19 protein-coding genes are annotated in these 23,782 nt (G+C 60.9%); 11 read left to right on the top strand and 8 right to left on the bottom strand.

What is annotated here, in order from left to right:
• Positions 1-562: 562 nt before the first annotated feature.
• The 4 genes from EHF33_RS18640 to EHF33_RS18655 all read left to right on the top strand — a co-directional run bounded on the left by EHF33_RS18640 (position 563) and on the right by EHF33_RS18655 (position 4,681).
• Positions 563-1,279, top strand: a complete 717-nt coding sequence (locus EHF33_RS18640) for a FadR/GntR family transcriptional regulator (RefSeq protein WP_124875032.1) — start codon at positions 563-565, stop codon at positions 1,277-1,279.
• Positions 1,272-2,756 carry an ABC transporter substrate-binding protein gene (locus EHF33_RS18645; protein WP_124875034.1) on the top strand — a complete coding sequence of 495 codons (1,485 nt, stop codon included), beginning with the start codon at positions 1,272-1,274 and terminating at the stop codon, positions 2,754-2,756. Before EHF33_RS18640 ends, EHF33_RS18645 begins: the two co-directional genes overlap by 8 nt.
• Positions 2,757-2,844: 88 nt before the next feature.
• Complete coding sequence (locus EHF33_RS18650; protein ID WP_185974731.1) at positions 2,845-3,789, top strand: ABC transporter permease; 945 nt, start codon at positions 2,845-2,847, stop codon at positions 3,787-3,789.
• Positions 3,790-3,802: 13 nt separating this feature from the next.
• On the top strand, positions 3,803-4,681 hold the full coding sequence (locus EHF33_RS18655) for an ABC transporter permease (protein ID WP_124875036.1): 879 nt from the start codon (positions 3,803-3,805) through the stop codon (positions 4,679-4,681).
• A gap of 307 nt (positions 4,682-4,988) precedes the next feature.
• Here EHF33_RS18655 and EHF33_RS18660 read toward each other — a convergent pair whose 3' ends face one another.
• Entirely contained in the window at positions 4,989-7,256 is a 2,268-nt protein-coding gene (locus EHF33_RS18660; protein WP_124875038.1) for a sugar-binding protein, read from the bottom strand.
• A 532-nt stretch (positions 7,257-7,788) separates the two neighbouring features.
• Between EHF33_RS18660 and EHF33_RS18665 the strand changes: the two genes are divergently transcribed.
• Entirely contained in the window at positions 7,789-8,805 is a 1,017-nt protein-coding gene (locus EHF33_RS18665) for an alpha/beta fold hydrolase (RefSeq protein WP_124875040.1), read from the top strand.
• A gap of 90 nt (positions 8,806-8,895) precedes the next feature.
• Here the strand turns inward: EHF33_RS18665 and EHF33_RS18670 are convergent, their stop codons facing one another.
• The 7 genes from EHF33_RS18670 to EHF33_RS18700 all read right to left on the bottom strand — a co-directional run bounded on the left by EHF33_RS18670 (position 8,896) and on the right by EHF33_RS18700 (position 17,663).
• Positions 8,896-9,726 carry an SDR family NAD(P)-dependent oxidoreductase gene (locus EHF33_RS18670; protein WP_124875042.1) on the bottom strand — a complete coding sequence of 277 codons (831 nt, stop codon included), beginning with the start codon at positions 9,724-9,726 and terminating at the stop codon, positions 8,896-8,898.
• Positions 9,727-10,052: 326 nt separating this feature from the next.
• On the bottom strand, positions 10,053-11,786 hold the full coding sequence (locus tag EHF33_RS18675; RefSeq protein ID WP_124875044.1) for an ABC transporter substrate-binding protein: 1,734 nt from the start codon (positions 11,784-11,786) through the stop codon (positions 10,053-10,055).
• A 373-nt stretch (positions 11,787-12,159) separates the two neighbouring features.
• Positions 12,160-13,260 (bottom strand): M20 family metallopeptidase, encoded by a 1,101-nt coding sequence (locus tag EHF33_RS18680; RefSeq protein WP_241191457.1) that lies wholly within the window; start codon positions 13,258-13,260, stop codon positions 12,160-12,162.
• Between the two features lie 275 nt (positions 13,261-13,535).
• The gene (locus tag EHF33_RS18685) at positions 13,536-15,086 is read right to left on the bottom strand and encodes an ABC transporter substrate-binding protein (protein ID WP_124875048.1); all 1,551 of its coding nucleotides are present in this window, start codon (positions 15,084-15,086) and stop codon (positions 13,536-13,538) included.
• Positions 15,087-15,137: 51 nt separating this feature from the next.
• Positions 15,138-15,851 carry a DUF1028 domain-containing protein gene (locus EHF33_RS18690; RefSeq protein WP_124875050.1) on the bottom strand — a complete coding sequence of 238 codons (714 nt, stop codon included), beginning with the start codon at positions 15,849-15,851 and terminating at the stop codon, positions 15,138-15,140.
• A gap of 20 nt (positions 15,852-15,871) precedes the next feature.
• Complete coding sequence (locus tag EHF33_RS18695) at positions 15,872-16,738, bottom strand: ABC transporter permease (protein ID WP_124875052.1); 867 nt, start codon at positions 16,736-16,738, stop codon at positions 15,872-15,874.
• The gene (locus EHF33_RS18700) at positions 16,731-17,663 is read right to left on the bottom strand and encodes an ABC transporter permease (RefSeq protein WP_124875054.1); all 933 of its coding nucleotides are present in this window, start codon (positions 17,661-17,663) and stop codon (positions 16,731-16,733) included. Before EHF33_RS18700 ends, EHF33_RS18695 begins: the two co-directional genes overlap by 8 nt.
• Positions 17,664-17,968: 305 nt before the next feature.
• Here EHF33_RS18700 and EHF33_RS18705 point away from each other — a divergent pair, with 305 nt between their 5' ends.
• The 6 genes from EHF33_RS18705 (at position 17,969) to EHF33_RS21235 (ending at position 23,612) form a co-directional block, all read left to right on the top strand.
• Positions 17,969-19,495 (top strand): ABC transporter substrate-binding protein, encoded by a 1,527-nt coding sequence (locus tag EHF33_RS18705; protein WP_124875056.1) that lies wholly within the window; start codon positions 17,969-17,971, stop codon positions 19,493-19,495.
• A gap of 3 nt (positions 19,496-19,498) precedes the next feature.
• A complete protein-coding gene (locus EHF33_RS18710; RefSeq protein WP_124875058.1) occupies positions 19,499-20,443 on the top strand; it encodes an ABC transporter permease in 945 nt (314 codons plus the stop codon).
• Entirely contained in the window at positions 20,440-21,300 is an 861-nt protein-coding gene (locus tag EHF33_RS18715; RefSeq protein ID WP_124875060.1) for an ABC transporter permease, read from the top strand. The genes EHF33_RS18710 and EHF33_RS18715 overlap by 4 nt, the downstream gene beginning before the upstream one ends.
• A 558-nt stretch (positions 21,301-21,858) precedes the next feature.
• A complete protein-coding gene (locus EHF33_RS18720) occupies positions 21,859-22,950 on the top strand; it encodes a magnesium transporter CorA family protein (RefSeq protein WP_124875062.1) in 1,092 nt (363 codons plus the stop codon).
• A gap of 262 nt (positions 22,951-23,212) precedes the next feature.
• A complete protein-coding gene (locus tag EHF33_RS18725) occupies positions 23,213-23,431 on the top strand; it encodes a hypothetical protein (RefSeq protein ID WP_124875064.1) in 219 nt (72 codons plus the stop codon).
• 43 nt (positions 23,432-23,474) lie between these two features.
• Positions 23,475-23,612, top strand: a complete 138-nt coding sequence (locus EHF33_RS21235; RefSeq protein ID WP_164473615.1) for a hypothetical protein — start codon at positions 23,475-23,477, stop codon at positions 23,610-23,612.
• The last annotated feature ends 170 nt before the right edge of the window (positions 23,613-23,782 follow it).

The raw sequence follows: 23,782 nt of genomic DNA on the forward strand, positions 1-23,782 counted from the left end.
GTGTAAAGAGCATTGACCATGCTTCAGGATAGGTCAGCCAAGCGGCCTCATGGTGTAGAAACGCTCGTTTGCGTCAACCTGCCGATCTTCTGCAAAAGGCTAAATTCGCGTCGGCCAGTGACTCGCCTACAAGCAACTGGGTCGGGGAAACCATTGGGGCAAAACCCCGCCGTGCAGGTGCGGGGTGGAGGTTCGTTTCATCACTCGTCTGAAACGCCGGGGAGAGCTGACCAGGGTGGCGCTCAGAAATCAGTGCCTGAACGCTTGAACCACGCTGATTGTCAGCTGCCCTAGGCAGGCGTTTGACCATCCACAAAAAGGCGAATGAGACGGGCGGGCAGCATACAGCACGGCTGAGCGCGGCGCGTCAGGTGCAGACTAGACAACTTTGCTGTAAACGACACCGCTTTGGATACAGTTTTCCATAAGTTCAGTGGTCAGACCATCCGGCCACTCAATTTTGCTTTTGCTGCACGTGCTTGTTGGGTGTTTCATTTCCGCCGCTGCGCCGCTCTCCCCTGCCCGCTCCGCTTTTGATAAGCAAGTTTTCGTGGAGGTGTCTGTGACGGTCTACCCGGTCAAACGACAAAAAATCCCTCAAAGCGTAGCTGATGAATTGCTCGCGCTGATTGTGCGCTGTGAGATGCTGCCCGGCCAGAAATTGCCGCCGGAGCGGGTGCTGGCTGGACAACTCGGCGTTTCGCGGGCCAGTTTGCGCGACGCGCTAGCGCGTTTGGAAGTGCTGGGCCATATTGGCGTGCGGCAAGGCGAGGGCACTTTCGTGCAGCAGCCTGACGCGGCCACGCTGTGCTTGCCGTTTCAGGGCCTGCTAACCCGCTTGCCGCCGCAGGCCCGCGATCTGCTGGCGTTTCGGCAGATGATCGAGCCGGAGGTGGCTGCCCTCGCCGCGCTGCATGCCAGCGCCGCGCAGCTGGCAGCCATCAACGACTGCTTGGAGCGTCAGGAGACGGCCAAGCAGTCCCAGCAGCCACTGGGCGCGGAAGACTTGATCTTTCACGCCCTGATTGCTCAGGCGTCGGGCAACAGCGTGGTGGTCGCGGCGCTGAACACCTTGCAGCACCTGCTGCTTCATCTGCGTGAGCGCCTGCTGGTGGGAAACCAGCCCGGCCTGACCGTGCAGCAGCACCGCGACATCTTTGAAGCCATCGCCGCCCGATCGCCCGAACGGGCCCGCCTCACCATGTCCACTCACTTAGACAGCGTCATTCGCACCGCTCCCGACGCCTATTCATCCACTGGAGGTTCTACTCATGCCTAAACTCAAACCACTGGTTTTGCTCGGCCTCAGCCTCTCCTTCGCGGCCCTGATCAACTCGGCCTCGGCGGTCACCGTCACCGTGGGCCTAGACGCCGATCCGCCGCGCCTCGACCCGGCACTGTCCAGCGCACTGGTTGACCGGCAAGTGATGAACCAGATTTTTGACAAGCTGGTGGATTTAGACGTGAATCTCAAGGTGATTCCGGCGCTGGCAACGTCTTGGAAGGTTACGAACGGCGGCCTGCTCTACACCTTCAAGCTGAAGAGCGGCGTGAAATTTACCGACGGTACTGTACTGGACGCTGCCGCCGTCAAATACGGCATAGACCGCAACCGGACGCTGGAAGGCAGCGTGCGCAAAAACGAGCTTTCCAGCGTCAAAGAAGTCAAGGTCGTTGACCCGCAGACGGTTCAAATCGTTCTCTCGCAGCCGTATGGGCCGCTGCTGGCGGTGCTCACCGACCGCGCCGGCATGATCGTCTCGCCCACAGCGGCCAAGAAGGAGGGGGCAGATTTCCAAAACAACCCCGTGGGAAGCGGCCCCTTTGTCTTCGTCAGCCGGGTGCGCCAGGACAACATCACCCTCAGCGCCAACAAAAATTACTGGGACGGCGCACCCAAGATCGACAAGCTGATCTACCGCCCCTTCCCCGACGGCGACGTGCGGTACGCCAATTTGCTCTCAGGCGCGGTGCAGACTGTGACGCCGATTGACCCCAAAGACATCAGCAAGCTGGAGCAAAACACCAAATTCAGCGTGATGAACTACCCCGGCATCGGTTATCAGGGCGTCTGGTTCAACGTGACCCGCGCTCCGTTCAACAACAAGAATTTCCGGCAGGCGGTGGCGGCCACCATCGACCGCGAGGCGATTGCCAAGAGCATCTTCTACGGCACGGTCACGCCCGCCGCAGGGCCATTCCCACCCGGCACGTCCGCCGCGTCCTCGGCCATTACGGTTCAGAAGCCCAACATCGCGCTGGCCAAAAGCAAATTGGGCGGCAAGCCCCTGACCTTTACGCTCTTGACGGTGCCGGGGAGTGTGACCACCCAACTCGCTCAGGTCTATCAGGCTATGTTCGCGCAGGCCGGCATCACCGCCAAGATTGAGCAGGTCGAATTCGGCACGCTGCTCGACCGCGCCGACAAGAAGGATTACGACGCCCTGATGCTGGGCTGGAGCGGGCGACCCGACCCTGACGGCAACATCTACGACTTCTTCGTGACGGGCGGCAGCAACAACCAAGCCGGATACAGCAACAAGACCGTCGACGGTTTGCTGGCCAAAGCCCGCGCCCAAAACGCCATGTCGGCCCGCATCGCCACCTACAACGTCGCGCTGAGCACCATCATCAACGACACGCCCTACACTTGGGTCTATTTTCAAGGCAATCAGGTGGCGAGCGTCAAGGGTCTAAGCGGCCTCAAGCCCATTCCAGACGGGATTCTGCGCTTTAAAGACGTGGAACTGAAGTAAGGAGACTCAGTCTCAAAAAGGGCGGGCCGAGCACATTTCCCGCCCTTTTTTTCAGTCCTAAAGCAGCATTCCCAACCAAGGAGGTCAAGTGATTGCTTTTGCGCTGCGCCGCCTGCTCTCGGCCATTCCCACTTTGCTGATCGTCACCCTGATCGTCTTTGCGATGGTCAAGCTGCTGCCCGGCGATCCGGCCCGGCTGATTCTCGGACAGGAGGCCACGCCGCAGGCGCTCAATGAACTGCGCCGCTCGCTGGGGCTAGACCGCTCCTTGCCGCAGCAGTATTTCAGCTGGCTCACAGGCGCTTTGCGGCTCGACCTCGGCACCAGCCTGACCGACAACAGCAGCGTCAGCCACCTGATCGCCCAGAAGCTGCCGGTCACGCTGGAACTCTCGCTGTTTGCCATGCTGATCTCGCTGCTGATCTCGCTGCCCGCCGGAATTCTCAGCGCGGTGCGGCGCAACACCTGGATTGACCGGCTGCTGACGCTGCTGGCGCTGTCGGGCATCAGTTTGCCCAATTTCTTTTTGGGCATTTTGCTGATTTACTTGTTCAGCATCCGGTTGGCCTGGATTCCGGCGAGCGGTTACACCAGCTTGCTGGAAAATCCGCAGCGCAATCTGCTGCTGCTGCTCTTGCCCGCCGTCACGCTGGGCCTTGGCTCGGCAGCGGTACTGACGCGCTATCTGCGCTCCAGCTTAAGCGAAACGCTGACGCAAGACTATGTGCGAACCGCCCACGCCAAAGGCCTCACGGAGCGGCAAGTCACTTCCAAGCACGCCCTCAAAAACGCGCTGATTCCTTACCTGACGGCTTTTGGCCTGCAACTGGGCGGGCTGCTGGGCGGAGCGGTCATCACCGAGCAGATTTTTAGCATTCCCGGCTTCGGGCGGCTGCTGATTGACGCCGTGTTCACCCGCGATTTGCCGGTGATTCAGGGCGTGGTGCTGGTTTCAGCGGTGGCCGTGTTTCTGGTGAGTTTTTTGGTGGATTTGGGCTACGCGGCGGTAGACCCGCGCATTCGGTACCATTGATGGAGACAAGACGATGACCACAACGCTTTCCAAGACGCCGCCTCCGCTCAAGCGCCGTCTGCCCGCTCCACTGCGGCGTTTCCTCAAAAACAAGCTGGCCGTGATCGGGTTGTTCGTGCTGCTGGTTTTCGCGGTGGCGGCGCTGCTGGCTCCACAGGTGGCCCCCTTCGACCCCGCTCAGATTTTTTTCTCTGATCTGCGGGCCGCTCCCAACAGCGTGCACCCGTTCGGGGCCGACGAGTTGGGGCGCGACATCTTCTCGCGGGTGGTCTACGGAGCGCGGGTGTCGCTGAGCGCCGGGCTGATCTCGGTGTCTTTGGCACTCGTTTTCGGCGCGAGCATCGGCCTGATCGCCGGCTATATCGGCGGTTGGCTGGACGACGTGCTGATGCGCTTCGTAGACGCGCTGCTCTCGCTGCCGTTCTTGGTGCTGGCGATTGCGCTGGCGGCCATTCTCGGCCCCAGTTTGCAAAACACCATGATCGCTATTGCCATCGTGACCGCGCCCGCCTTTGCCCGCATCACGCGCGGCGAGGTGCTGTCACAGCGCGAGCGCGATTATGTACAGGCCGCGCAGGCGCTGGGCGCCGGCGACGGCCGCCTGATCACCCGCCACCTGCTGCCCAACATCAGCGGAGCGCTGATTGTGCAGACCTCGCTGGCGATCGCCAACGCCATTTTGGCCGAGGCCAGCTTGTCCTTTTTGGGCCTCGGCATTCAGCCGCCTGCACCGAGTTGGGGCTCTATGCTCAACGCGGCACGCGGCTACCTCACCGACGCGCCGTGGATGGCTTTGTTTCCCGGTATTGCTATTTTTCTGGCGGTGCTGGCCTTCAACCTGATCGGTGACGGCCTACGCGAAGCGCTCGATCCACGCAGCCAAAAATCCTGACGCACTGCTTCATCGGGACTGTCCTTTGCCGAACGTGTATGGGCGTTAATGGGCAGGCCGCCTAAGAATTACTTTCCTATCAGCACCCACTTCACCGAACCCTCTCGGCTTACTCCAAAGCACTTGAGCAACCGACAAATCAAAGCGGCCACTCGTTTTCACGGATGGCCGCTTTGATTGGAATGCTTGACTAAATTGCCTGGCCTACAGCGTGAGGTTTGCAAGCCTGTCGGCCTTCGAAACTCAGTTTCGGCGCAGACAGACCACAAACATTCCGGCAACGCTCCGTCTGAAGGGAAGGCTGAGCTTATTGACCCAGCGTCACACGCGGCCACAGGTAAGGCAGCGCCTGCTTGCCACCCCACGAGAACGCCGCCCAGGCCAGTCCACTCTGACTGATGTTCGCGCCCACGCGGGCGTCGGCCTGATCGCCGTCGTACATCACCAGATTGAGGCCGATGGTGTCGCCGGGCTTGGGCACCTTGGGCATGGCGGCCCAGGGCAAGCGGAATTCGATGTCATAGCCGCCGTCCACCTTCTTGGAGGCCACCTGCATGCCGGGAGCCGTCTCTTCCATCACGCCCTGGTTGGCGTCGGCGTCACGGAAGCCGCGTGCACCGAATCCGGCGGTGGTGCAGGGAAATGCGGCGGCCTGCATGGTGGTGGACGTGTCTTTGCTGGAGCCGCTGGGATCGACCGTCACGCCGATGGCGTCCGAGCGGAGCTGGGCTTTGATGTCGTCGGGGGCAATGTTGCAGGACACCACATCGTCCTTGACGTTCATACCCACGTACAGGTAGGTGTCATCGTAGCCGAGCTTGAATTTGCCGCTGGCGTCGGCGGCGTTGTCGGGCTTGGCCTTCCACCACAAATCATCCGGGCCGATCTGTCCGTCTGCTCCAGCCTGCATATCGCTCAAATCGCCGTCGATGACGGGCGCTTTGCTCAGGCGCGGAATGGTCAGGGTGGGCAGCACGTAAGCGTTGGCGGTGTCGGCAAACGAGCCGGTGTCTAAGCTGACAGGAAGCAGGGCACTTTGGCGTCCGGCAGGCAAAGCGGCGGACGTGGCTTCCATCTGAAGGGCCAGCGTCTTGCTCTGTCCGGCGGCCAACTGATAGCTGGTGTCTCCCGACAGCGTGATTCCAGCAGGCAGTTTGAGGTCTAGTTTGCCGCTCACGGCGGCGTTGCTGCGGTTGGTGACGGTGACGCCCACCGGGGATTTTTGGCCCAGCGCCAGCGCCAAGCGGGTCGGCAGCGAGCCGATCACCCAGTCGGTGCCGGTCTGACGCGCAAAGTCCTGATAGGCCGCCACGTCGAAGGTGGGCGCGAAGGTGGCGACGACAGCAGGCAGCGGACGCACGAAATTGCCCGCACGACCTGTGATGGCCTGACCGTCCTGCGCGGCGCTGTAGCTGCCGGTCAAGGTGCTGCGCTCGGCGGCGGCGGCTGACGGGGCCGTGACTTGAAAGGTGGCGCTGGCCGTCTCGCCGGGCTGGAGGTCTTTGGCTGCCGGGGCCGCCGAAACCGTCCAGCCCACCGGGGCGCTCAGGGCCAGCATCACGCTGGTCATGGCCTTGCCAGTCGTGTTGGTCAGTTTGACGGTTACCGGAGCGGCTTGCCCCGCACCGATATCGTAGGTGGCGGGCTGCACTTCCAGCCGCACGCCGGCGGGCGAGGAGCCGCTGGGGGTGAGCGCTCCGGTCAGCAGAGAGGTTTCCTGAGCAGGCGTGGCGACGCGTGAGGCCACCAGCATGAACGTTTCGGGGCCAGCCGTCTTGGCGGGCAGCGTGGAAAAAGTGTCCCAACCCTGCGTGCGGTAGTTGTACTGGGCGATGTTCTTGAGATCGGCGTAACGGATACGGGCGGTGCGCGAAACGTCGTCGGTCGGAATAGAGACGGTCGTATCGGCGGCGCTGTTGGGGTAGTAGTAGAGCTTGAGGGGCGTGAAGGGTTGCAGGCCCTCTTTGAGCTGCTCGGGGCAAGTCGCCGGATCGCCCGCCGTGGCGTAGGCCAGCGTGGCGGCACGGGCGGCCATCTGGTGCTGACCGTGGGTGCCGGGGCCGGGCCACATGGTCACGATGACTTCAGGACGGCGCAGCCGCACCAGCCGCACCACGTCGCACACAAAAGCCGGGCCGCCCCATTTGGCAAGCGTTTCTTCAGCCGACAGCGTGAAGTAAAAGTCGCGCAGGCCCAGAAAGTGTGGGCTGTTGACGCCCAGCATCGCCAGCGAGCGGCGCTCCTCTTCCTCGCGGATCAGGCCCAGGGCGCGGCCCGTTTCGCGGCCTGTGGCGTTGCCGCCGCCCTCACCGCCGGTCAGGGTCACCACCGTGCCCTTGTAGCCGCCGTCGAGCAGGTAGCGGGCCAGAATGCCGCCCACGCCGCCGTCGTCGTCAGGGTGAGCGCCGATGAACATCAGGTCTACGTCCATCAGATCCGTTCCGCTGACCGTGCCGCCGTAGGAACCGGGGCCGCTGTACATGGGACTGGGCGCGGCGGGCGTAGCGGCAGTCTGTGCGCCGGCGGCGCAAGCGAAGAGCGAAAGCATCAAAGCGGGCCAACAACGTTTTTTCATAACGGATCTCCTTGGAGGTGGCGGGCGTGATCGCGCCCCGAACGTATTCAGATCGGCCAGATTTGAAATGCCCGACTGAGGATTGACCCGCGAGACCAGCAGCGCGTTCGGGGCGCTGTAATAAACGACAAAGAGTTGTCGGCGCGGGTCTGGATCATCAGCCCGTGACCCTGAACTTCAGGGTTTTGACTTTCACCACTGCTCAACTCCAGCTCGGAAACACTCGAGATTAGGCCGCTAGGCGCTCTGGCGAAAGCGCGAAGGTGAGCGTCAGAAAAAAGCAGCGGGCCTTCGAGCGGGCGGCTGGGCAAACGGCCTGATTCAGCGTTGATTCCCAGTCAAAAGGCAGCATGTGGTTGAGTCCAGATCAGTTTAGCCGGATGACCTGCAAGTGAGCAAATGGGCCTCCCCTCAACCAATTCTAAATAAAAGCGGACGTGAAGCGGAATCGGGCACTTCAGGACTGCCAGAGGAATAAGCTCAATCACGTGAACTCTACTCTCCAGTACAGACCCGAATCCGGCGGTTCCGCATGACCTCCTGGCCTATTCAAGAAGGCGTCTTCTCACTGGGTGATCTGGAGGTCGAGCGCGGCGGCGTGATTCGTGACGCCCAACTCACTTGGCAGACCCACGGCACCCTCAACGCGGCCAAAGACAACTTGATCGTCTATCCGTGCAGCTACACCGCCACCCACAGCAGCCAGAACTGGCTGATCGGCCCGGACGGGATTCTCGACCCAGAGCAGTATTTCATCGTCATCCCCGACATGTTCTCCAACGGCTTGTCGTCGGGCGCGGCCAATACGCCGGACTACCCCGAACTGGTCACGGTGCGCGACAACGTGCTGGCCCAGATGCGGCTGCTGCGCGAGGTGTTCGGCACCGAACAGGTGGCCGCCGTCTACGGCTTTTCGATGGGCGCGATGCAGGCCTACCACTGGGCCGCGATTTTCCCTGAACTGGTGCAGCGGGCTATCGTCGTCTGCGGCAGTGCCCGCACGGCCATTCACAACAAGGTCTTTTTGTCTGGCCTGCTGCGAACCCTAGAGGCCGCACCGGAATATCAGGGACGCGGCCAGTTCTCGGCCCCTCCACGAGCGGCACTAAAAGCCTTCGGGCATATTTACGCCGCTTGGGGGCTGAGTCAGGATTTCTACCGCGCCGAGCTGTTTTCTTCGGTGCTGGGCGCACCCGATTTGGAAACGTACCTGAAAACCGATTGGGAAACGGGCTTCGGGGCGTGTGAGGCGGCCAATCTCTATGCTCAGGCCATGACCTGGACACACGGAGACATCAGCGCCGACCCGCGCTACGGCGGTGATCTGGCGGCGGCGCTGTCGGCCATTGACGCCAAAGTGCTGCTGCTCCCCAGCGAAACAGATCTGTATTTCCGGGTGGCCGACAATGCTGCCGAGTTGCCGCACCTTAAGGCGGGCGAATTGCGTCCCATTCCCAGCATCTGGGGCCACCGAGCGGGTAGTCCGGCGGGCCTACCCGCTGAGCTGGCCTTTGTGAAATCGGCGGTTCGTGACTGGCTCTCCCGCTAGAGCACCTTTAACTTGTAGGGCACTTGGGCAGACCGGCACCCACCGGGCCTGCCCGCCCAGTCAAAGCAGAGCTTGTTTTTGACGAATGCTCTAGGAACCGTGATTGAAGGTGGCGGTGCAGCCGCCGTCCACGGTGACCACCGAGCCAGTCATGAACGAGGCCGCTCCAGACGCCAAGAACACCACCACCCGCGCCACTTCTACGGCCTGTGCCTGACGGCCCAGCGGTTGCCGGGCGGCGTTGGCTTCGCGCCGGGTCTGGGCTGCCGCTTGCCCTGCGGGGCCAAGCCGGGCACGCCCGCCGCCCATGTCGGTGTCGATGTAACCCGGACAAACGGCGTTGACACGCACCTGCTGAGGGCCGTAATCAACCGCCAGTTGCCGGGTCAGGTTGATCAGCCCACCTTTCGAGGCACAGTAGGCGGCGGCGAGAGGTGCGCCGATCAGGCCGTAGGTCGAGGCGATGTTGACGATGGCTCCACGCGCAGCGATCAGGTGCGGCAGAGCGGCGCGGGCACACAAAAAAGGCCCGCGCAGATTGACGGCGATCACCCGGTCCCAAGCGTCCACCTCAAGCTGATGGGCCAACTGAGCGCCGCCCGAGATTCCGGCATTGTTGACCAGCACGTCGAGCTGCCCAAAGTGATTCACGGTTTCCGCCACCAAGTGCTCCACAGCCTGCGCATCGGCCACGTCGCAGGGCACGAAAAAGGCTTCGCCGCCCGCGTCCACGATGGCCCGCGCCGTCTGCTCACCTTCCGGCTGAAGGTCGGACACGACCACCCTCGCGCCTGCCTGCGCCGCCGCGAGGGCAATCGCCCGTCCGATGCCGCTGGCCGCGCCAGTGACGAGAACCACCCGCCCGGTCAGTTGGTCGGAAGCCGATGTGCCGGGTGCGTCCGTAGAAATTTGAGGCGACATGCTGCACTGTAATTCATTTTGCGCTCCAACCCGCGTTACAGCTCCAACTACCCAAACGCTGGGCTCGAACGCCTTCAAAAAACGACAACGGGCCAGTAGATTTTTGTCTGTCAAAAATCACCAGCCCGTTTCATTCAGGGCAATTTGGTTTTGTAGAGATGCAGACAAGGCTGGGGAAGAAGAGAACTCCATACCACAGCCTTGGCGACCTCGGCAAGCCCTGTTTTCAGCGGGTCAGAGGAATCCGAACGCTGTGCGGTGAGGGCAAGCAGTTTGCTTCAAGCCTTTTTGACTGTGACGCCCCACTGCTCCTGACACGGTCAAATTTATTTCTTGCTCAGCTCACGCAGGTACGTCCCAGTGAATGAAAAGCTGCGCATCGGGTTGTAATTGGTCGCCGAGACGCCCTGAAGGTCACTGCGGATAGGCCGGATATTCAAATCGGCGGGGAGCACCACGAACACACTTTGCTGGTAGGCCCGGTCAGCCACCTGCTTGTAAAGCTTATTGCGCTGCGCCGCGTCGGTGGTGGCGCGGGCTTGGTCGAGCCACTGATCGACTTGGGCGTCTTTCCAGTTGTTGGAGACGTAAAAATAGCCTTTGCTGGAATAAAAAGTGTACATGAAGTTGTCGGGATCGGCGTAATCCGCGCCCCAGCCCATCGGCAACATGACTTCCTCGCCGTTTTGAAACTTGACCGACTGCTCCGACCAGGGCTCTACGCCAATGTTGATGCGGAACTTCGGATTGATGGCTTCCACGTTTTGTTTGAGCAGTTCCAGCGCCGTTTGACCCAGAGTATGGCCGGTGCGGTATTTGGCATTGATCACAAAACCGTTTTTCCAGACTTCACCGCCCCAAGCTTTTTGGAAGGAGGCTTTGGCGGCAACTGGGTCAAACGGGTAGGTTTTGGTCTGCGCCGAGTAACCGGGGAACGTGTCGGGCAGCAGCATGGTTCTGGGCGAACCTTTGCCGCTTTGCACGTCTTTGATAAACCGGCTGTCATCAAACGAGAGCGCAAAAGCCCGCCTGACATCGGCGTCCGAGAAAAAATTCGCCGGAATACCTTTGCCGTCGAGCTTGCCGCTGCCCAGCGCCGCCGAGGGCTTGATGTTGTTGTTCATGAACAGGGCCTGTGCGGAGGTGGTAGGCAAGTTGTCGAGCACCACCACGCCGGGCCTACCTTTGAGCTGGGCTTCGACGTTGGCGCGGGTGCCCGCTTCGATCAAATCGGCGTCGCCGTTCAGGAAAGCCTGCTGACGCACGGCCAGCTCACCGACTTTTTGCATCACCACGTTCTTGATGGCGGGCTTGGCTCCCCAGTATCCGGGGAAGGCCTGCAAAAACACGCCGCTGGCATCCGACTTGACCAAGCTGTAAGCGCCAGTGCCGCTGGGTTTCACGCTGAGCGGACTGCCGCTGAGGTCTTTGCCAACCCAGGCTTGCCAGGTCTTCTCGCTGCCGTCCCACTCGCCCTGCTTGATGGCCCACTGCTTATCGATCACGCCCATGCCGGAAAACGTCATTTTCGCCATGAAAGCGGGATCGACTTTGGCCAAGGTAAAGACGAGTTGATTTTGGGCATTGCACTTGACGGCGGCGGCAATTTTGGCCCACGTGATGCTCTTGTTGTCCTGAGCATTTTTGGTGCTGCCCAGCAGCGCGTCGCTGATAAACCAGTTGGCCGATTCCGGCGCGTTGGTCACCAAATCGCGGCGGTAGGTGTACTCGGCGTCGGCGCAGCTCATGGCGTTGCCGCTCTGAAACTTGACGCCTGAGCGCAGACTGACCACCAGCGTCTTGCCCCCGTTGGTAAAGGTCGGCAAGCTGGAAGCCAGAAGCGGCGTCATCGCCGTCAAGCTGCCGCCCTTGTAAGTCCAGAGCGTTTCGTAAATGTTCTCGACGATCTGAGAGCTGAAGGTGTCGTAGGTGGCGCTCGGATCGAGGGTGCTGATCCCAGCGGCCTGCTGGATCACCAGCGTGTCTTTGGGCGTGGCGGCCAGCGCAAAGGAAGGAAGAAGGGCCAAGGAAAGGGAAAGAGCCGCAGTCCGGTACACCATAAAAGACCTCCTAAAAGCAGGTCTATTATCCATGATTCGGCAGATTGCTGCGGCGTGGTGGTGTCGGCACCAAATTTACAGCGTCCTTCACAACCAATCTGAATACGTGTCAGACGGCGGTGGTGTGCGTTTCAACACCACTGGTGTCGCCCCGTATGACACATCAAAAATGGCTCTCCAGTACTGATCCGAACACCCTCACTCCACAATTTCATCGTGACAGATGCGTTAGTGGTCATCTGTTGATTCAGTGGGGAGAGCCAATATCCGGCAGCTCAGCGCCCTTAGCGCACTCCCTTCCTACCAGAACCGACTTGCCCACCAACACCAACTCTGTGTTCTGGTTTCACTTCACCTGATCGCCAGCAAAATCTTATGAACTGGCGCGTTCGTTCAGCAGCAGTGCTGAGAGCGCCTCGCTGTACGCGTCTAGGTCTTCTAACAAGATGGCTTCTTGTGTGGTGTGGGCCAACCACTGATCTCCCGGCCCCCAGCCGACTGTCGGCCAGCCCTCACGGGCGGTGTAGCGGCCATCCGTGGCAAACTTCCACACGCCCGGCTCCGCGTGAAAGCGCTTGGCGTAGCGCCCCACCTTCTGGGCCAACGGATGCTCCGGCGAGGTGGCGAAACCGGGCGTATTCGCGGGCGTCCAAATTTCTTCCAGTTGGCCTTCGGCTGGCAGTCCGGCGAGCAGTTCCGCCAGGGTGGCGCGGTTCTCGGCGTCGCTCTCGTTGTAGCGCCAGCTCAGCATGACGTCGACGGTATTGGGCGTCAGGTTGTCACTGCCCGAGTCGGTAAAGATCTGTGTCGCGCTCAGCGACGAGGGGCCAGTCACCGGATAATCGGCGAACTGCTTGGCCTGAACCCTTTTCAGAAACTCCGCCAGCGCAAAGATTGGATTTTCATCGTTGAGCGCGAGGCTGGCGTGGTGGGCGCGTCCGGTAAAACGCACCTTGAGCCGCGCCACACCCCGGTGGCCCAACATCAACTGGTTGTTTGACGGCTCCCCGACGATGACCGCGCCCATCTGTGCCGGCGGATGTGTGACAAAGTGCGCTGCTCCCAATCCACCCGTCTCCTCCTGCACCGGGGCGGTGATCCACACATCGTTCAGGGGCCGCTCGCCGCGCCCGAGAAGCTGCGCTAGCGCGTAGGTCTGAGCGGCGAGCGGCCCCTTGATATCGACCGCGCCCCGGCCGTGCACGCTGCCGTTTTCCAACACTGCTTCGTAGGGTGGATGCTGCCACTGCGCCGGGTCGCCCGCATGGACGTGATCCAAGTGGGTCAGCAGCAGCCAAGCCGGGCCGGGTTCCTGACCTTTGACCATCCCGACCGCGTTGCCGATGTCGTCGCGGTACGCTTGATCGAAGCCGAGGTGTTGCCACTCTGCTATCACACGGTCACACAGGGCCTGCTCTTGGCCAGACAGAGCTTCGATGCGAATAAGATCGCGTAAAAAATTGGCGGCAGTCATTTCCATTTCCATATTCTCCTCAGCTCTTTGTGCGGTTGGCGACTTGAGGGTGACTCATGAAGCTTGGGTTTGGGATACACCTGAACTGACACAGCGTCAGTGTGCATACCCCACCCCCAAATCTACTGTGCTCACGTTCACCCTCACCGTAGAAGGATGCTCGGCTACTCAGACAACCCCGGCTGAGTTGGAATTCTGGTCGAGAGTGCTGCAAGAGGAAAAAAGTCCTGCCCTCCAGCGGCCTCCCGTAAAGTCAGGGCAAGCCGTTCAAGCGACTATTTGCTGACGGTTCCCAGCTTCAACAAGAACGGAGCAATCGGGTCGAGCGCAAAGCCTTTGAGGTTTTTGTTGTAGGCGACCACCTGTTTGGCGTGGTCGACAAATAGCCATGGCGCGTCGTCCACGATGACGGCTTCGGCCTGCTGGTAAAGGCCGCCGCGCTTCTTGGGATCTGCCTCGGCCCGCGCTCTAGTCATCAAGCTGTCGGCAGCCGCGCTTTTGTAAAAGCCGGTGTTGAAGCCCGGCGGAAACGAGCTGCTGGAGAGCAGCGGATCGAGCACGAAAGCGGGATCGACCGCCACGTTCATCCAAGACATCTGCCACATTTCCAGCCCGGACTTGTCGGCTCCCGCTCCGATCTTGGACAGGTAAGTGCCCCAATCGAGCTGCTGAATATTGATCTTGATCCCGATCTGGCTGAGGTAGGCCTGAATGGCGGTTCCCATCGCCACCGGGCTCTGCATCCCCGAACCCGAGGTGGGGACGAGCATGGTGGCGGTAAAGCCGTTGGGGAAACCGGCCTGGGTCAGCAGCGCTTTGGCTTTGGCGGTGTCGTAGGTGTAGGGCTTGAGGTCGGTGTTGTAGCCCGACTGCATCGAGGCCAGCGGCTGGGTCGCCATCACGCCGGTGTCGTACAAGATGCCCTTGATCATACCGGGACGGTCGATCGCGTAGCTCATGGCCTGACGCACCAGCTTGTTGTTGAACGGGGCTTTGTTGAGGTTCATCCCGATCCACCAGATGTGCGGCCCCGCGCCGGTGGCGACGTTGAAGCCCGCCGTTTTCAGGGACGCCAGATTTTCAGGGGCTGGATTGATCACCAGGTCCACCGTGCCAGATTGGAGGGATGTGGCCCGCTGGCCGGTCTGCACGATGGGCAGCCACACCAAGCGGTCTGCGCCGGGGGTTGCTCCCTTGAAGTAGGTGTTTTTCTTGAGGATCAGTTGCCCACCCCGGCTCCAGCTCTCGTAGCCGTACGGCCCACTCCCCGAGCCTTGCAGAGCAAAGGTCTTGCCCAATTTCAGCGCCACCTTCGGGTTGACGATGAAGCTGGTGGGCACCGTCAGTGCCGCCAGAAAGGCCGCGTCCGGCTTGTTCATCACGAACTGCACCGTCGTGGCATTGACTTTTTTGACGGTCTTGAGCGAGCCGTAGTAAAACTCGGCAAAGGGAAACGGCCCGAATTTATTGCCGGGGTTGGCTTTGTCGAGCTGCCGCATGAAGGTAAACGCCACAGCGTCGGCGTCGAGTGGATCGCCGCTTGAAAACTTGAGGCCGGGCCGCAGCGTAAAGGTGTAGGTGAGGCGGTCAGCCGAGAGCGTCCACTTGGACGCCAGACCCGGCTGGATCCCGCCGGTTTTGCCGATCATGACCAGCGGCTCGTACATCTGGGTCAGCACCTGCATGCTGTTGATGTCGGTGACCTGCGCGGGATCGAGCGAGGTGGCGTCGGCTTCGTAGCCGATCACGATCTGCTTGACGGCTTGGGCGTGGGCAACGGGGCTGATGGCAGCGGACAACAGGAACAGGGTCAGCATTCGTTTCATAATCGGGCCTCCAAAGGTTACTGAGCGTAGGGAAAGGGAGAGGGCAGGGAATTACTGGTCTTGCAGCAAACCGCTTGCACGGGCGGCCTGCATATCGAAAGTGCCCAGCGGCTGGGCTTTGGTGGGCATCATGTCGAGGAGCGGAACGAGACTGACTTTGGCGACTTCATAGACGCGCCGGAGTTCAGCCACTGGAGCGCTGTGTTCGTCCACCCGCAGGTCGAGCCAGGGGTAATCCTCGCCGGCGTGAACCTTGACGGCGGCAGAAACCTTGCCGCGCTTGTCGCCGCCTGCCGCTTGCCCGGCTTCCAGCGCCGAGATCAGGCGCTCGACGAGCGGATTTCCGGTGCTGCCGAGGAAACTGTGCTGCATGGCCTCCAGCGTCTCCGCGCCGACCAGCATGTTGCCGGCGATGGCGTAGTGCGGGCCGGTCAGCTCGCCGTACCACCCGTCACAGGCGCTGCCTGAGAAGGCCGCTGACCCACCGTGCCGGTCGACCACGCCGAGCTGGCGCAGCTCTATGCCCCCGTCCAGCGCTTTGAGAGCGGCGAGCGTTTCCTCGGCACTCTTTCCCTGCGCCAGCAACTCCAGGCCCCACAGTCCCAGATAAGGATTCACAAAGGACTGGGTGGCGACTGCGCCCACACCCGAGCGCACGAACGGGCAGAGCATCCCGACGCCCGGAATGGCGGTCGATACAGCGACACCGAGGTGCCCGGTGTCGGGACAGTGAGCGGTGATCGAAAACGTGGCGAGCTTGACCATCTGTAACCTCCTTGAGCCGTTTACTTTTCGCGCAGGGCGGCGGCCCGCAGACCCACACCGAAGAGGTTCATGCCGACTGAGGCCAGCACGATCATCAGCCCCGGCAACATGGCAATCTGCGGCATGGACGACATGTAGTTCTGAGATTCCGCCAGCATGCTGCCCCAGTCGGCGGTGGGCGGCTGGGTGCCCAGTCCCAGGAAGCTGAGCGCCGAAGTCTGGCCCAGCATCCAGCCTGCCGTCAGGAAGAAGGTGGAGATCAGCACGCTCAGCACGTTGGGCAGCATGTGCATCCAGATGATGCGGCTGTTGCCCGCACCCAGCGCCTTGGCAGCGGTGATGAATTCGCGTTCGCGCACCCGGATCGCCTCGCTGCGCACCAGCCGCAGGGTGAACGGCAGATTGGCGATGGCGACGGCCAGCAGGGCATTGAAGGTCGACGGGCCAAGCGCCGCCACCAGCAAGATGGCCAGCAGGATGAAGGGAAAGCCCATCAGGATATCGGTCACGCGCAGGGCAATCAGATCGATCCAGCGTCCGAAAAAAGCAGCGGTGAGGCCGACTGTGGCGCTGATTGCCGTCGAAATCAGGGCCGCCGTGAAGCTGCTGAGAAGGCTGATGCGGCCTCCGTAGAGCAGGCGGCTGAGCAGGTCGCGGCCCAGATTGTCTGTTCCCAAAAGGTGATCCGGTGAGCCGAGTGGCTGGAGCGCCAGCGCCGGATTGATCATGTTGGGGTCGACCCGGCTGAGCAGGGGAGCCAGCAGAGAGAGCAGGGCCAAGATCAGCATCAGCGCTCCGCCGATCGTCAGGTAGCCGTTGAGCTTCAGAAGCCGCCGGGGGGCGCGGGGTTGGGCGGTGAGCGCCGCGTTGGAAGCTGCGTCAGACACTTTGACCCCGCTGGCGTGGATCGACTAGGCCGTACGAGGCTTCCACCAGAAAGTTGACGACCACGAAAATGGCGGCCAGGATCAAGCTGGCTCCCAGCACCACCGGATAGTCGCGGCTGATGGCCGACTGCACCAGCAGCTGTCCAATGCCCGGCCAGTTAAAGACGTTCTCCACCAGCACCGAACCGCCGATGACGTAATTCATTTCCAGCCCCAGCGTCGTGATGACCGGAATCCAGGTGTTGCGCAGCGCGTGCCTGACCACCGCCCGGTTGGCCGATAAACCTTTGGCCACCCCGGTGCGGACATAATCTTGCTTGATCTCTTCGAGCAGCGTCGAGCGCGTGATCTGGGCGATGACGGCGGCAGGAGCCAGCGCCAGCGTCAGTACTGGCAAGATCAAGTGCCGGGTTATGTCACTCAGGTTCGGCTCGGCTCCCGGTGACGACATCCCACTGGTGGGAAGCCAGCCCAACGACAAACCGAACACCAAGATCAGCACCAGACCCAGCCAGAACACCGGCATCGCCAGGCCCACGAACATCACCGTGTTGGCGGTGTGATCCACCCAACCGCGCCGGTACATTCCGCTTAGCACGCCTGCCAAAATGCCCAGCACCGTCGACAAGATAAAAGCCGGGAGCGCCAAGATCACCGAGTTGTGCAGCCGCTCGGCCAGAATGGTCGTGACCGGAGCTTTGAGCATGATCGATGTTCCCAAGTCGCCCTGAAAGACGCGGGCCAGCCAGTGGCCGTACTGCACCGGCAGCGGTTGATCCAGTCCCAGTTCCAGCGTGAGACGGCTCAGGGCCTCAGGCGTAGCGAACGAGCCCAGCAGCAACTGCGCCGGGTTGCCCGGAGCCAAGTGCAGGGCCAGAAATACGGTGAGCGACACCCCCCAGAGCACAAACAGGAACATCATCACAGAGCGGAGTAAAGCAAGCAAAGCGGTCTCCTCTGGGCGTCCAGCCCACGAGATTGTGAATGAAACTATTCCATATATAGAACAATGAATAGAATGCACCAGCCAGCTTGATCTGTCAATCGGTGCTCCGAGCCGAGTGGAGCAGCGTCTGTAGCGCTTGACCCTATACGGCAGATGAATTGACAAAATCCATGCTGTGACGCCATGCTATTCATGTTCAATAAATTCTGAATGGTTTTATTCCACCTTCCCACTTCTACCCGCTTGAAGTCGTCCGCCCCTTTTTCTTGTTCAGGAGGATGTTTATGCTGCGGTCTTCTCAATGCACCGGACGCTCTTTGTTCCTTACCCTCGCTCTGGCGGCCGTGGCCAGTGCCGCTGCACAGACCCCGGTCAAGGGCGGCAGTTTGACCGTGGGGCAGCAGGCGGACATTGTCGGCCTCGACCCGGCCACCGTGTCTGCGGCTTCGTCGACTTCCGTGATCGAGCAGCTCTACAGTTCGCTGCTCTCGGTGAACCCCACAGGAAGCGTGCAACCTGAGCTGGCCCTCAAGTGGACGGTTTCTCCAGACGGTTTGAAATACACCTTTACCCTGCGTCCGGGAGTCAAGTTCGCCGATGGCCGCCCACTCACCGCCGCCGACGTGGTGTACACCATCAAGCGCATTACCGATCCCAAGACCGCTTCGCCGCGCCAGAACGACCTCGGGAAGATCGCCTCCCTCAGCGCTCCCAATCCGGTCACGGTGATCGTGCAGCTCAAAGAACCCTTCGCCCCCTTCCTCACCAAGGTGGCTTCGCCCCTGATGGGTATCATTCCTGCCGAATACGACAAGACCCATGATCTGAACAAACAACCGATGGGTTCCGGGCCTTTCAAATTCGGCGCTTGGGTGCCCGGCGACAGTGTGACGCTCAGCCGCAACCCCAATTACTGGGAAAACGGCAGACCCTACGTCGATACACTGGTCTTCAAGGCCCTCAAAGACGATGTGACCCGCATGATTGACGTTCAGAGCGCCGTGGTGGACTTGGCGCTGAGCGTGCCACAAAATCAGGTAGACCGCCTCAAAGCTCTGCCCGGCATGAGCGTGGTGGGAGGCCCCGGCACCTGGTACGACTACCTCGGCCTGAACTTGGCCCAGAAGCCCTTCAACGACGTGAGGGTGCGTCAGGCTCTCGCTTACGCCGTCGACCGTGACTCGATTGTCAAGACCGTTTTGTTCGGCAAGGGCACGCCCATCTTCTGCGGCCCGGTGCCGCCGTCGAGTTGGGCCTACGCGACCTGCAAGACGCAGGTTCTCAATCTGGCCAAGGCCAAGCAGTTGATGAACGCTGCGGGCTATGCCAAGGGCTTTGACATGACCATCAAAGTCGGGGCGGACTACAAATCACAGGTAAACATCGCTCAGGCGATTCAGGCTCAGCTCAAGCCGCTGAACATCAACGTCAAGGTGATGCCGATGGAATGGGGGGCGTTCCTGAACGATTACAACGCCAAGCGCTTCGACGCGGTGGTGCTGGGCTGGATCGGCTCGGTCGATCCGGACGACTTCTTGTACTTCCAGTTTCACACCGGCGAGAAATTCAATACCCAGAGCTTTTCCAACAAGCAGGTCGACACGCTCCTCGAAACGGGTCGGCGCACGGTGGATCAGGCCAAGCGCGGGGCCGTGTATAAGCAGGTGCAGCAAGTGATCTCCTCACAGGTCGGGTACGTCTTCCTCCACATCAACGACCAGTACGAGGCTTTCCGGCCCGCCGTCAAGGGGTACGTCCACTACGCCACCGGCTCCCTGAAATCGCTCAAAGATATTTGGATCGACAAGTAAGCCATGCTCAGTTACCTTGCCCGGCGTTTGCTCACCATCGTCCCGGTGCTGCTGGGCATCACGGTCATCGCCTACTTCCTCACCCGCACCATACCGGGAGACGCCGTCGCCATTTTGCTCGGTACCCAGAATGATCCGGTGGTGGCCGCACAACTCCGGCACAACTTGCACCTCGACCAGCCGGTGATCTTGGGGTACTTCGATTGGCTCAGTCAGGTCTTACGCGGCCACCTTGGGCAGTCGATCCGCTCGGGAGCCGACATCGGCCCAGACCTCGTCCAGCGCTTTGCCCGGAGTGCGCAGTTGTCGCTGGCCGCCATCTTGTTGGCGGTGGTGGTGGGGATTCCGGCGGGGATTGCCGCTGCCGTGCGGCGAAACCGTTGGCCGGATCAACTGATCAGTGTGGCCGCGCTGCTGGGCATCTCGACGCCGGATTTCTGGCTGGGCACTATTTTGGTTTTGGTGTTTTCTTTGCAACTCCAATGGCTGCCCCCGGCTGGTTACGTGCCGCCCAGCAGCGGTGTGTTGCCGTTTCTCAAAGTTCTGCTCCTGCCCGCCCTGACGCTGGGCCTCCAGATCGCATCGATCATTACCCGCTTTACCCGCGCGGCCATGTTGGACGTCTTGACCCAGGACTATGTCCGCACCGCCCGCGCCAAGGGCCAGACCCAGCACCGAATTTTCTACGGTCACGCTCTGAAAAATGCCGCCATCCCTATTCTCACGGTGATCGGCCTGAATTTCGGGTTTCTGCTGGGCGGCACCGTCATCGTGGAAACCATCTTCAGCTGGCCGGGCGTGGGCAATCTGGTACTCACGGCCATCAATCAGCGGGATTATCCTGTGGTTCAGGCCTGCGTGATGCTCTTTGCCATCACCTTCACCCTCATCAATCTGGCCATTGATCTGCTGTACGGTCTGGTCGATCCCCGGGTACGGTACTCATGACCCCAAAGATAAGCATCGCACCCACCCGTTCGCACCTTCCCTGGAAGCGTCTGTTCAGAAACCGCGCCCTGCTCATCGGGGGCGTCCTGATTACGGTGATGGTGATTCTGGCCCTCTTCGCGCCCTGGCTCGCTCCATACGGCCCGGCTGAGCAGCACACTGACCACGCCCTCGCCTCGCCCTCGGCGCAGTTTTTGCTCGGCACCGACATGTTCGGGCGCGATCAGCTCAGCCGCATCATCTACGGCACCCGGCTTTCCTTTCTGGTTTCGGCAGTATCGGTCAGCATTGCCCTGCTGCTCGGCACGGCTTTGGCACTCCTGGCCGTGACCTACCGTGGCTGGGTGGACGGCGTGATCATGCGCCTGATGGACATCTTGTTCGCCTTTCCCTTTTTGCTGCTGGTGCTGGGCATTATGGCGGCTTTCGGGGCGACCCTGACGAACGCCATGATTGCGATCGGCATCGTGTATACCCCGTCTTTTGCGCGTGTGGCCCGCGCCTCCGCACTCGGCGTAATGGAGCAGGACTATATCGAGGCTGCTCACGGGCTGGGCATCAGTCAGCTGCGACTGATTGTCCGGCACGTGCTGCCCAATATCTTGGGGCCGCTGATTATTCAGACCAGCCTCTCGCTGGCCTTTGCGATTCTGGCCGAGGCGGCCCTGTCGTTTCTGGGTCTGGGGGCGCAGCCGCCCACCGCCTCCTGGGGCCTGATGCTCAACGAAGGCCGCGACTTCTTTTATCAGGCCCCCTGGCTGGCGGTGTTTCCGGGCGTCGCCGTGACGCTCGCCGTACTGGCCTTCAACCTCCTCGGCGACGGCCTGCGCGACGCCTTCGATCCGCGTTCCCGGTAATGAGCAGTCCGAGAAAGAAAGGCGCTCTTGACCGCGACAAATTGACATACCGTGAGATCATGGGCCTGTTCTTCAGTTTCTAAGATAGGACGCTGACGCTCGGGCAGCGGAGTGGCGGCAGTGGCCTCAAACAGCCGGGCCGCCACCAGTACCAAAACCAGCGGTAGTGAAATCAGCTCAGCGCATCAGACTGATAACAACGTTCTGATGCGCTGAGTCTTGTGACCTGCACCAGCATCATCAGTGGAATCAATACCCTTTCCTATCCTCTACCCTTGTGTTTTGAGTACGCAGGGGTAGAGACTTGTCCGGTGTACCGACCACCACTTTCCGCCTTGAAATTTCGGCCCAGCACTCCGCAGCAGTCTTGCCGTAAGCACTTGGCCGTGGGCAGAGCCGTCACAGGTTCACCACAAAAAGACGGACAAAACAATACACACCCTCAAATTTGATCTTCTTGGGGACGGCAGGCGTGAGCGACTCAGAAGCCAGTCCCCAATTTCCGCGTAAGTCCTAAGATTTTGAGCGCCCTGAACAGGCTTTTTCAGGAGATCACTGATGGCTGATCCTACAACTCAACCCCTCACCCAGCCGCCCATATCAGCAGCGGTGCACACCTACATCTTGGGAAGCGCCGGCGCGGCAGCCATCCTCTGGCAGGCCGCGCTGATCAGCCCACCTCCCGAACACGGTTTTCTCTGGTTCGATGTCACTGACCCGGCTCCGCAGGATCTGGAACGCCTCCAGCACCAGTACCATCTGCACCCACTGGCGATAGAGGACGCTCTTCACGCGCATCAGCGGGCCAAGGTCGAAAGCTACCAGGGCTTCGAGTTCGTCGTCGCCCACGGCGTCTTTAGATCCCCGAATGGAACCTTGAAGACGCATGAACTTAACCTGTTCATTGGAGAGCGCTTTTTGATCAGTGTGCGGCACGGCTCCGGCCTGCCGCTTCAGGACATTTTGAACCGCTGGGAGCGCGTTCCCGAAGCGTGGCGGCCCGACTCCAGCAGTCTGCTTTATGTATTACTGGACGCGCTGGTCGATGAGTACGCCCCGTTTGCCGAAGAACTGGAAGCCGAACTCAGCAGGATTCGTCAGCGGCTGATTGATCCCACCCACTCGAACGAGCAGGAACTCAAAAAGATCTTCGAGATCAGTGAACTGGTGCATACGGCCCACGCCGTCATCTTCCCCCTCAAAGACGTGTTGGGCACTTTGCTGCGGATTGGCCCCCCGGTGGTCAGTCCGAAGGAGGTGCCCTATTTCCGGGATATCCGGGATCACGCTCAGCACACGGTGGAGCGCTTGGAACTCGCCGGCAACATGGCTGACCGGGCCTTCGACATCTACCACGCCCTCGAAAACCGGCGGCAGGGAGCGAGTTCCAGACAGCTCACCATGGTCGCTACCATCTTTTTACCGTTGACGCTGGTCACTGGTTTCTTCGGGCAAAACTTCGGCTTTCTGGTTAATCACGTGATCGCCAGCACCCCGGCCTTCTGGATTCTCTGCGTAGGTTTTGAAACGCTAGTCGCGGCGGTGACTATCGTGTTCGTTCAGCGGATCGGGTCGGACAGCAAGGCGGCGAACGTCAACCGCCGCCTGAGTAAGCGTGCATCAATCGAGTCTCACCGCAGCGAGGATTGAGCAGTGAGTGGAGGTTGATATTGGCTAAACCGCCAGAGCTGCCCTTAACAAAGAGGCACGAATTGACGGTGGTCTGAGGAGTAAGAGCGTCACCGTTTTCCGCTGAGTGTGCCCGGCTATGTCCTCCCACTCGCCTAACAGAGGCCAAAACACAGCTTTGAAATAAACTCGACTTCTCACCAACTCTTCCCTGGCCAACTGGCCCGATTTTCCTACCAAAGGGCCAGTACAGTTGGCGTTCATGGCGGCTCAGACTGTTCATATGGCCCTATTCCCCTCGTTGATGATCCTCAGATTGATGACGCTCACGGCGCTGTTTGGCTCAGTCCGTGACAGCGGTGTTTGGCTCTTTACCCTGTTCATCTCGGTCGCCCTGCTGGACGCCGCAGCGGTACGGAAGGTTCTGGCTTTCCGGGCCACCACCCGGCGGGCGAAGTCAATCCGCGTTACCGTTTTGCGCGTCCAGAAACGCGGTTGGTGAGGCGCACATTTACAAATGGAGTGCGGCTCAGCAGTGGGGCTGCTTGGCACTCAGCTCGGGTGCGGGCCTCCTGTTCAAAGCCGTCGGCAGCTTCATCTGGCCGACTGAGAGCAGCGCTTGGTTTCTTCTGACCGCGTCGCTGGGCTGCATTGCTGCCGCGCTGTACCTGCACCGCCGCTGAAGGGTTGATTGCGGCGGCGCGGCCAAAGACTAGACAGCCCCCGTCACTTTAGGGAGCGAAGTCGCTGTCTAAAAAAACTGATGGCCGCTCCCCCACCTGGCGGAGTCGGCCTGAAAGTCTGTGGGGGTAAGCAGACCGCGCTGTTGACCTGACGCGCCACGCAAATGACA

Source organism: Deinococcus psychrotolerans (assembly GCF_003860465.1).
GTDB classification, from domain to species: domain Bacteria; phylum Deinococcota; class Deinococci; order Deinococcales; family Deinococcaceae; genus Deinococcus; species Deinococcus psychrotolerans.

Coding starts and splice junctions, on each gene's coding strand:
- EHF33_RS18645 (WP_124875034.1), top strand. CDS start 1,272: ATGCCTAAACTCAAACCACTGGTTTTGCTCGGCCTCAGCCTCTCCTTC.
- EHF33_RS18655 (WP_124875036.1), top strand. CDS start 3,803: ATGACCACAACGCTTTCCAAGACGCCGCCTCCGCTCAAGCGCCGTCTG.
- EHF33_RS18660 (WP_124875038.1), bottom strand. CDS start 7,256: ATGAAAAAACGTTGTTGGCCCGCTTTGATGCTTTCGCTCTTCGCTTGC.
- EHF33_RS18665 (WP_124875040.1), top strand. CDS start 7,789: ATGACCTCCTGGCCTATTCAAGAAGGCGTCTTCTCACTGGGTGATCTG.
- EHF33_RS18670 (WP_124875042.1), bottom strand. CDS start 9,726: ATGTCGCCTCAAATTTCTACGGACGCACCCGGCACATCGGCTTCCGAC.
- EHF33_RS18675 (WP_124875044.1), bottom strand. CDS start 11,786: ATGGTGTACCGGACTGCGGCTCTTTCCCTTTCCTTGGCCCTTCTTCCT.
- EHF33_RS18680 (WP_241191457.1), bottom strand. CDS start 13,260: ATGACTGCCGCCAATTTTTTACGCGATCTTATTCGCATCGAAGCTCTG.
- EHF33_RS18685 (WP_124875048.1), bottom strand. CDS start 15,086: ATGAAACGAATGCTGACCCTGTTCCTGTTGTCCGCTGCCATCAGCCCC.
- EHF33_RS18690 (WP_124875050.1), bottom strand. CDS start 15,851: ATGGTCAAGCTCGCCACGTTTTCGATCACCGCTCACTGTCCCGACACC.
- EHF33_RS18705 (WP_124875056.1), top strand. CDS start 17,969: ATGCTGCGGTCTTCTCAATGCACCGGACGCTCTTTGTTCCTTACCCTC.
- EHF33_RS18710 (WP_124875058.1), top strand. CDS start 19,499: ATGCTCAGTTACCTTGCCCGGCGTTTGCTCACCATCGTCCCGGTGCTG.
- EHF33_RS18715 (WP_124875060.1), top strand. CDS start 20,440: ATGACCCCAAAGATAAGCATCGCACCCACCCGTTCGCACCTTCCCTGG.
- EHF33_RS18720 (WP_124875062.1), top strand. CDS start 21,859: ATGGCTGATCCTACAACTCAACCCCTCACCCAGCCGCCCATATCAGCA.
- EHF33_RS18725 (WP_124875064.1), top strand. CDS start 23,213: ATGGCCCTATTCCCCTCGTTGATGATCCTCAGATTGATGACGCTCACG.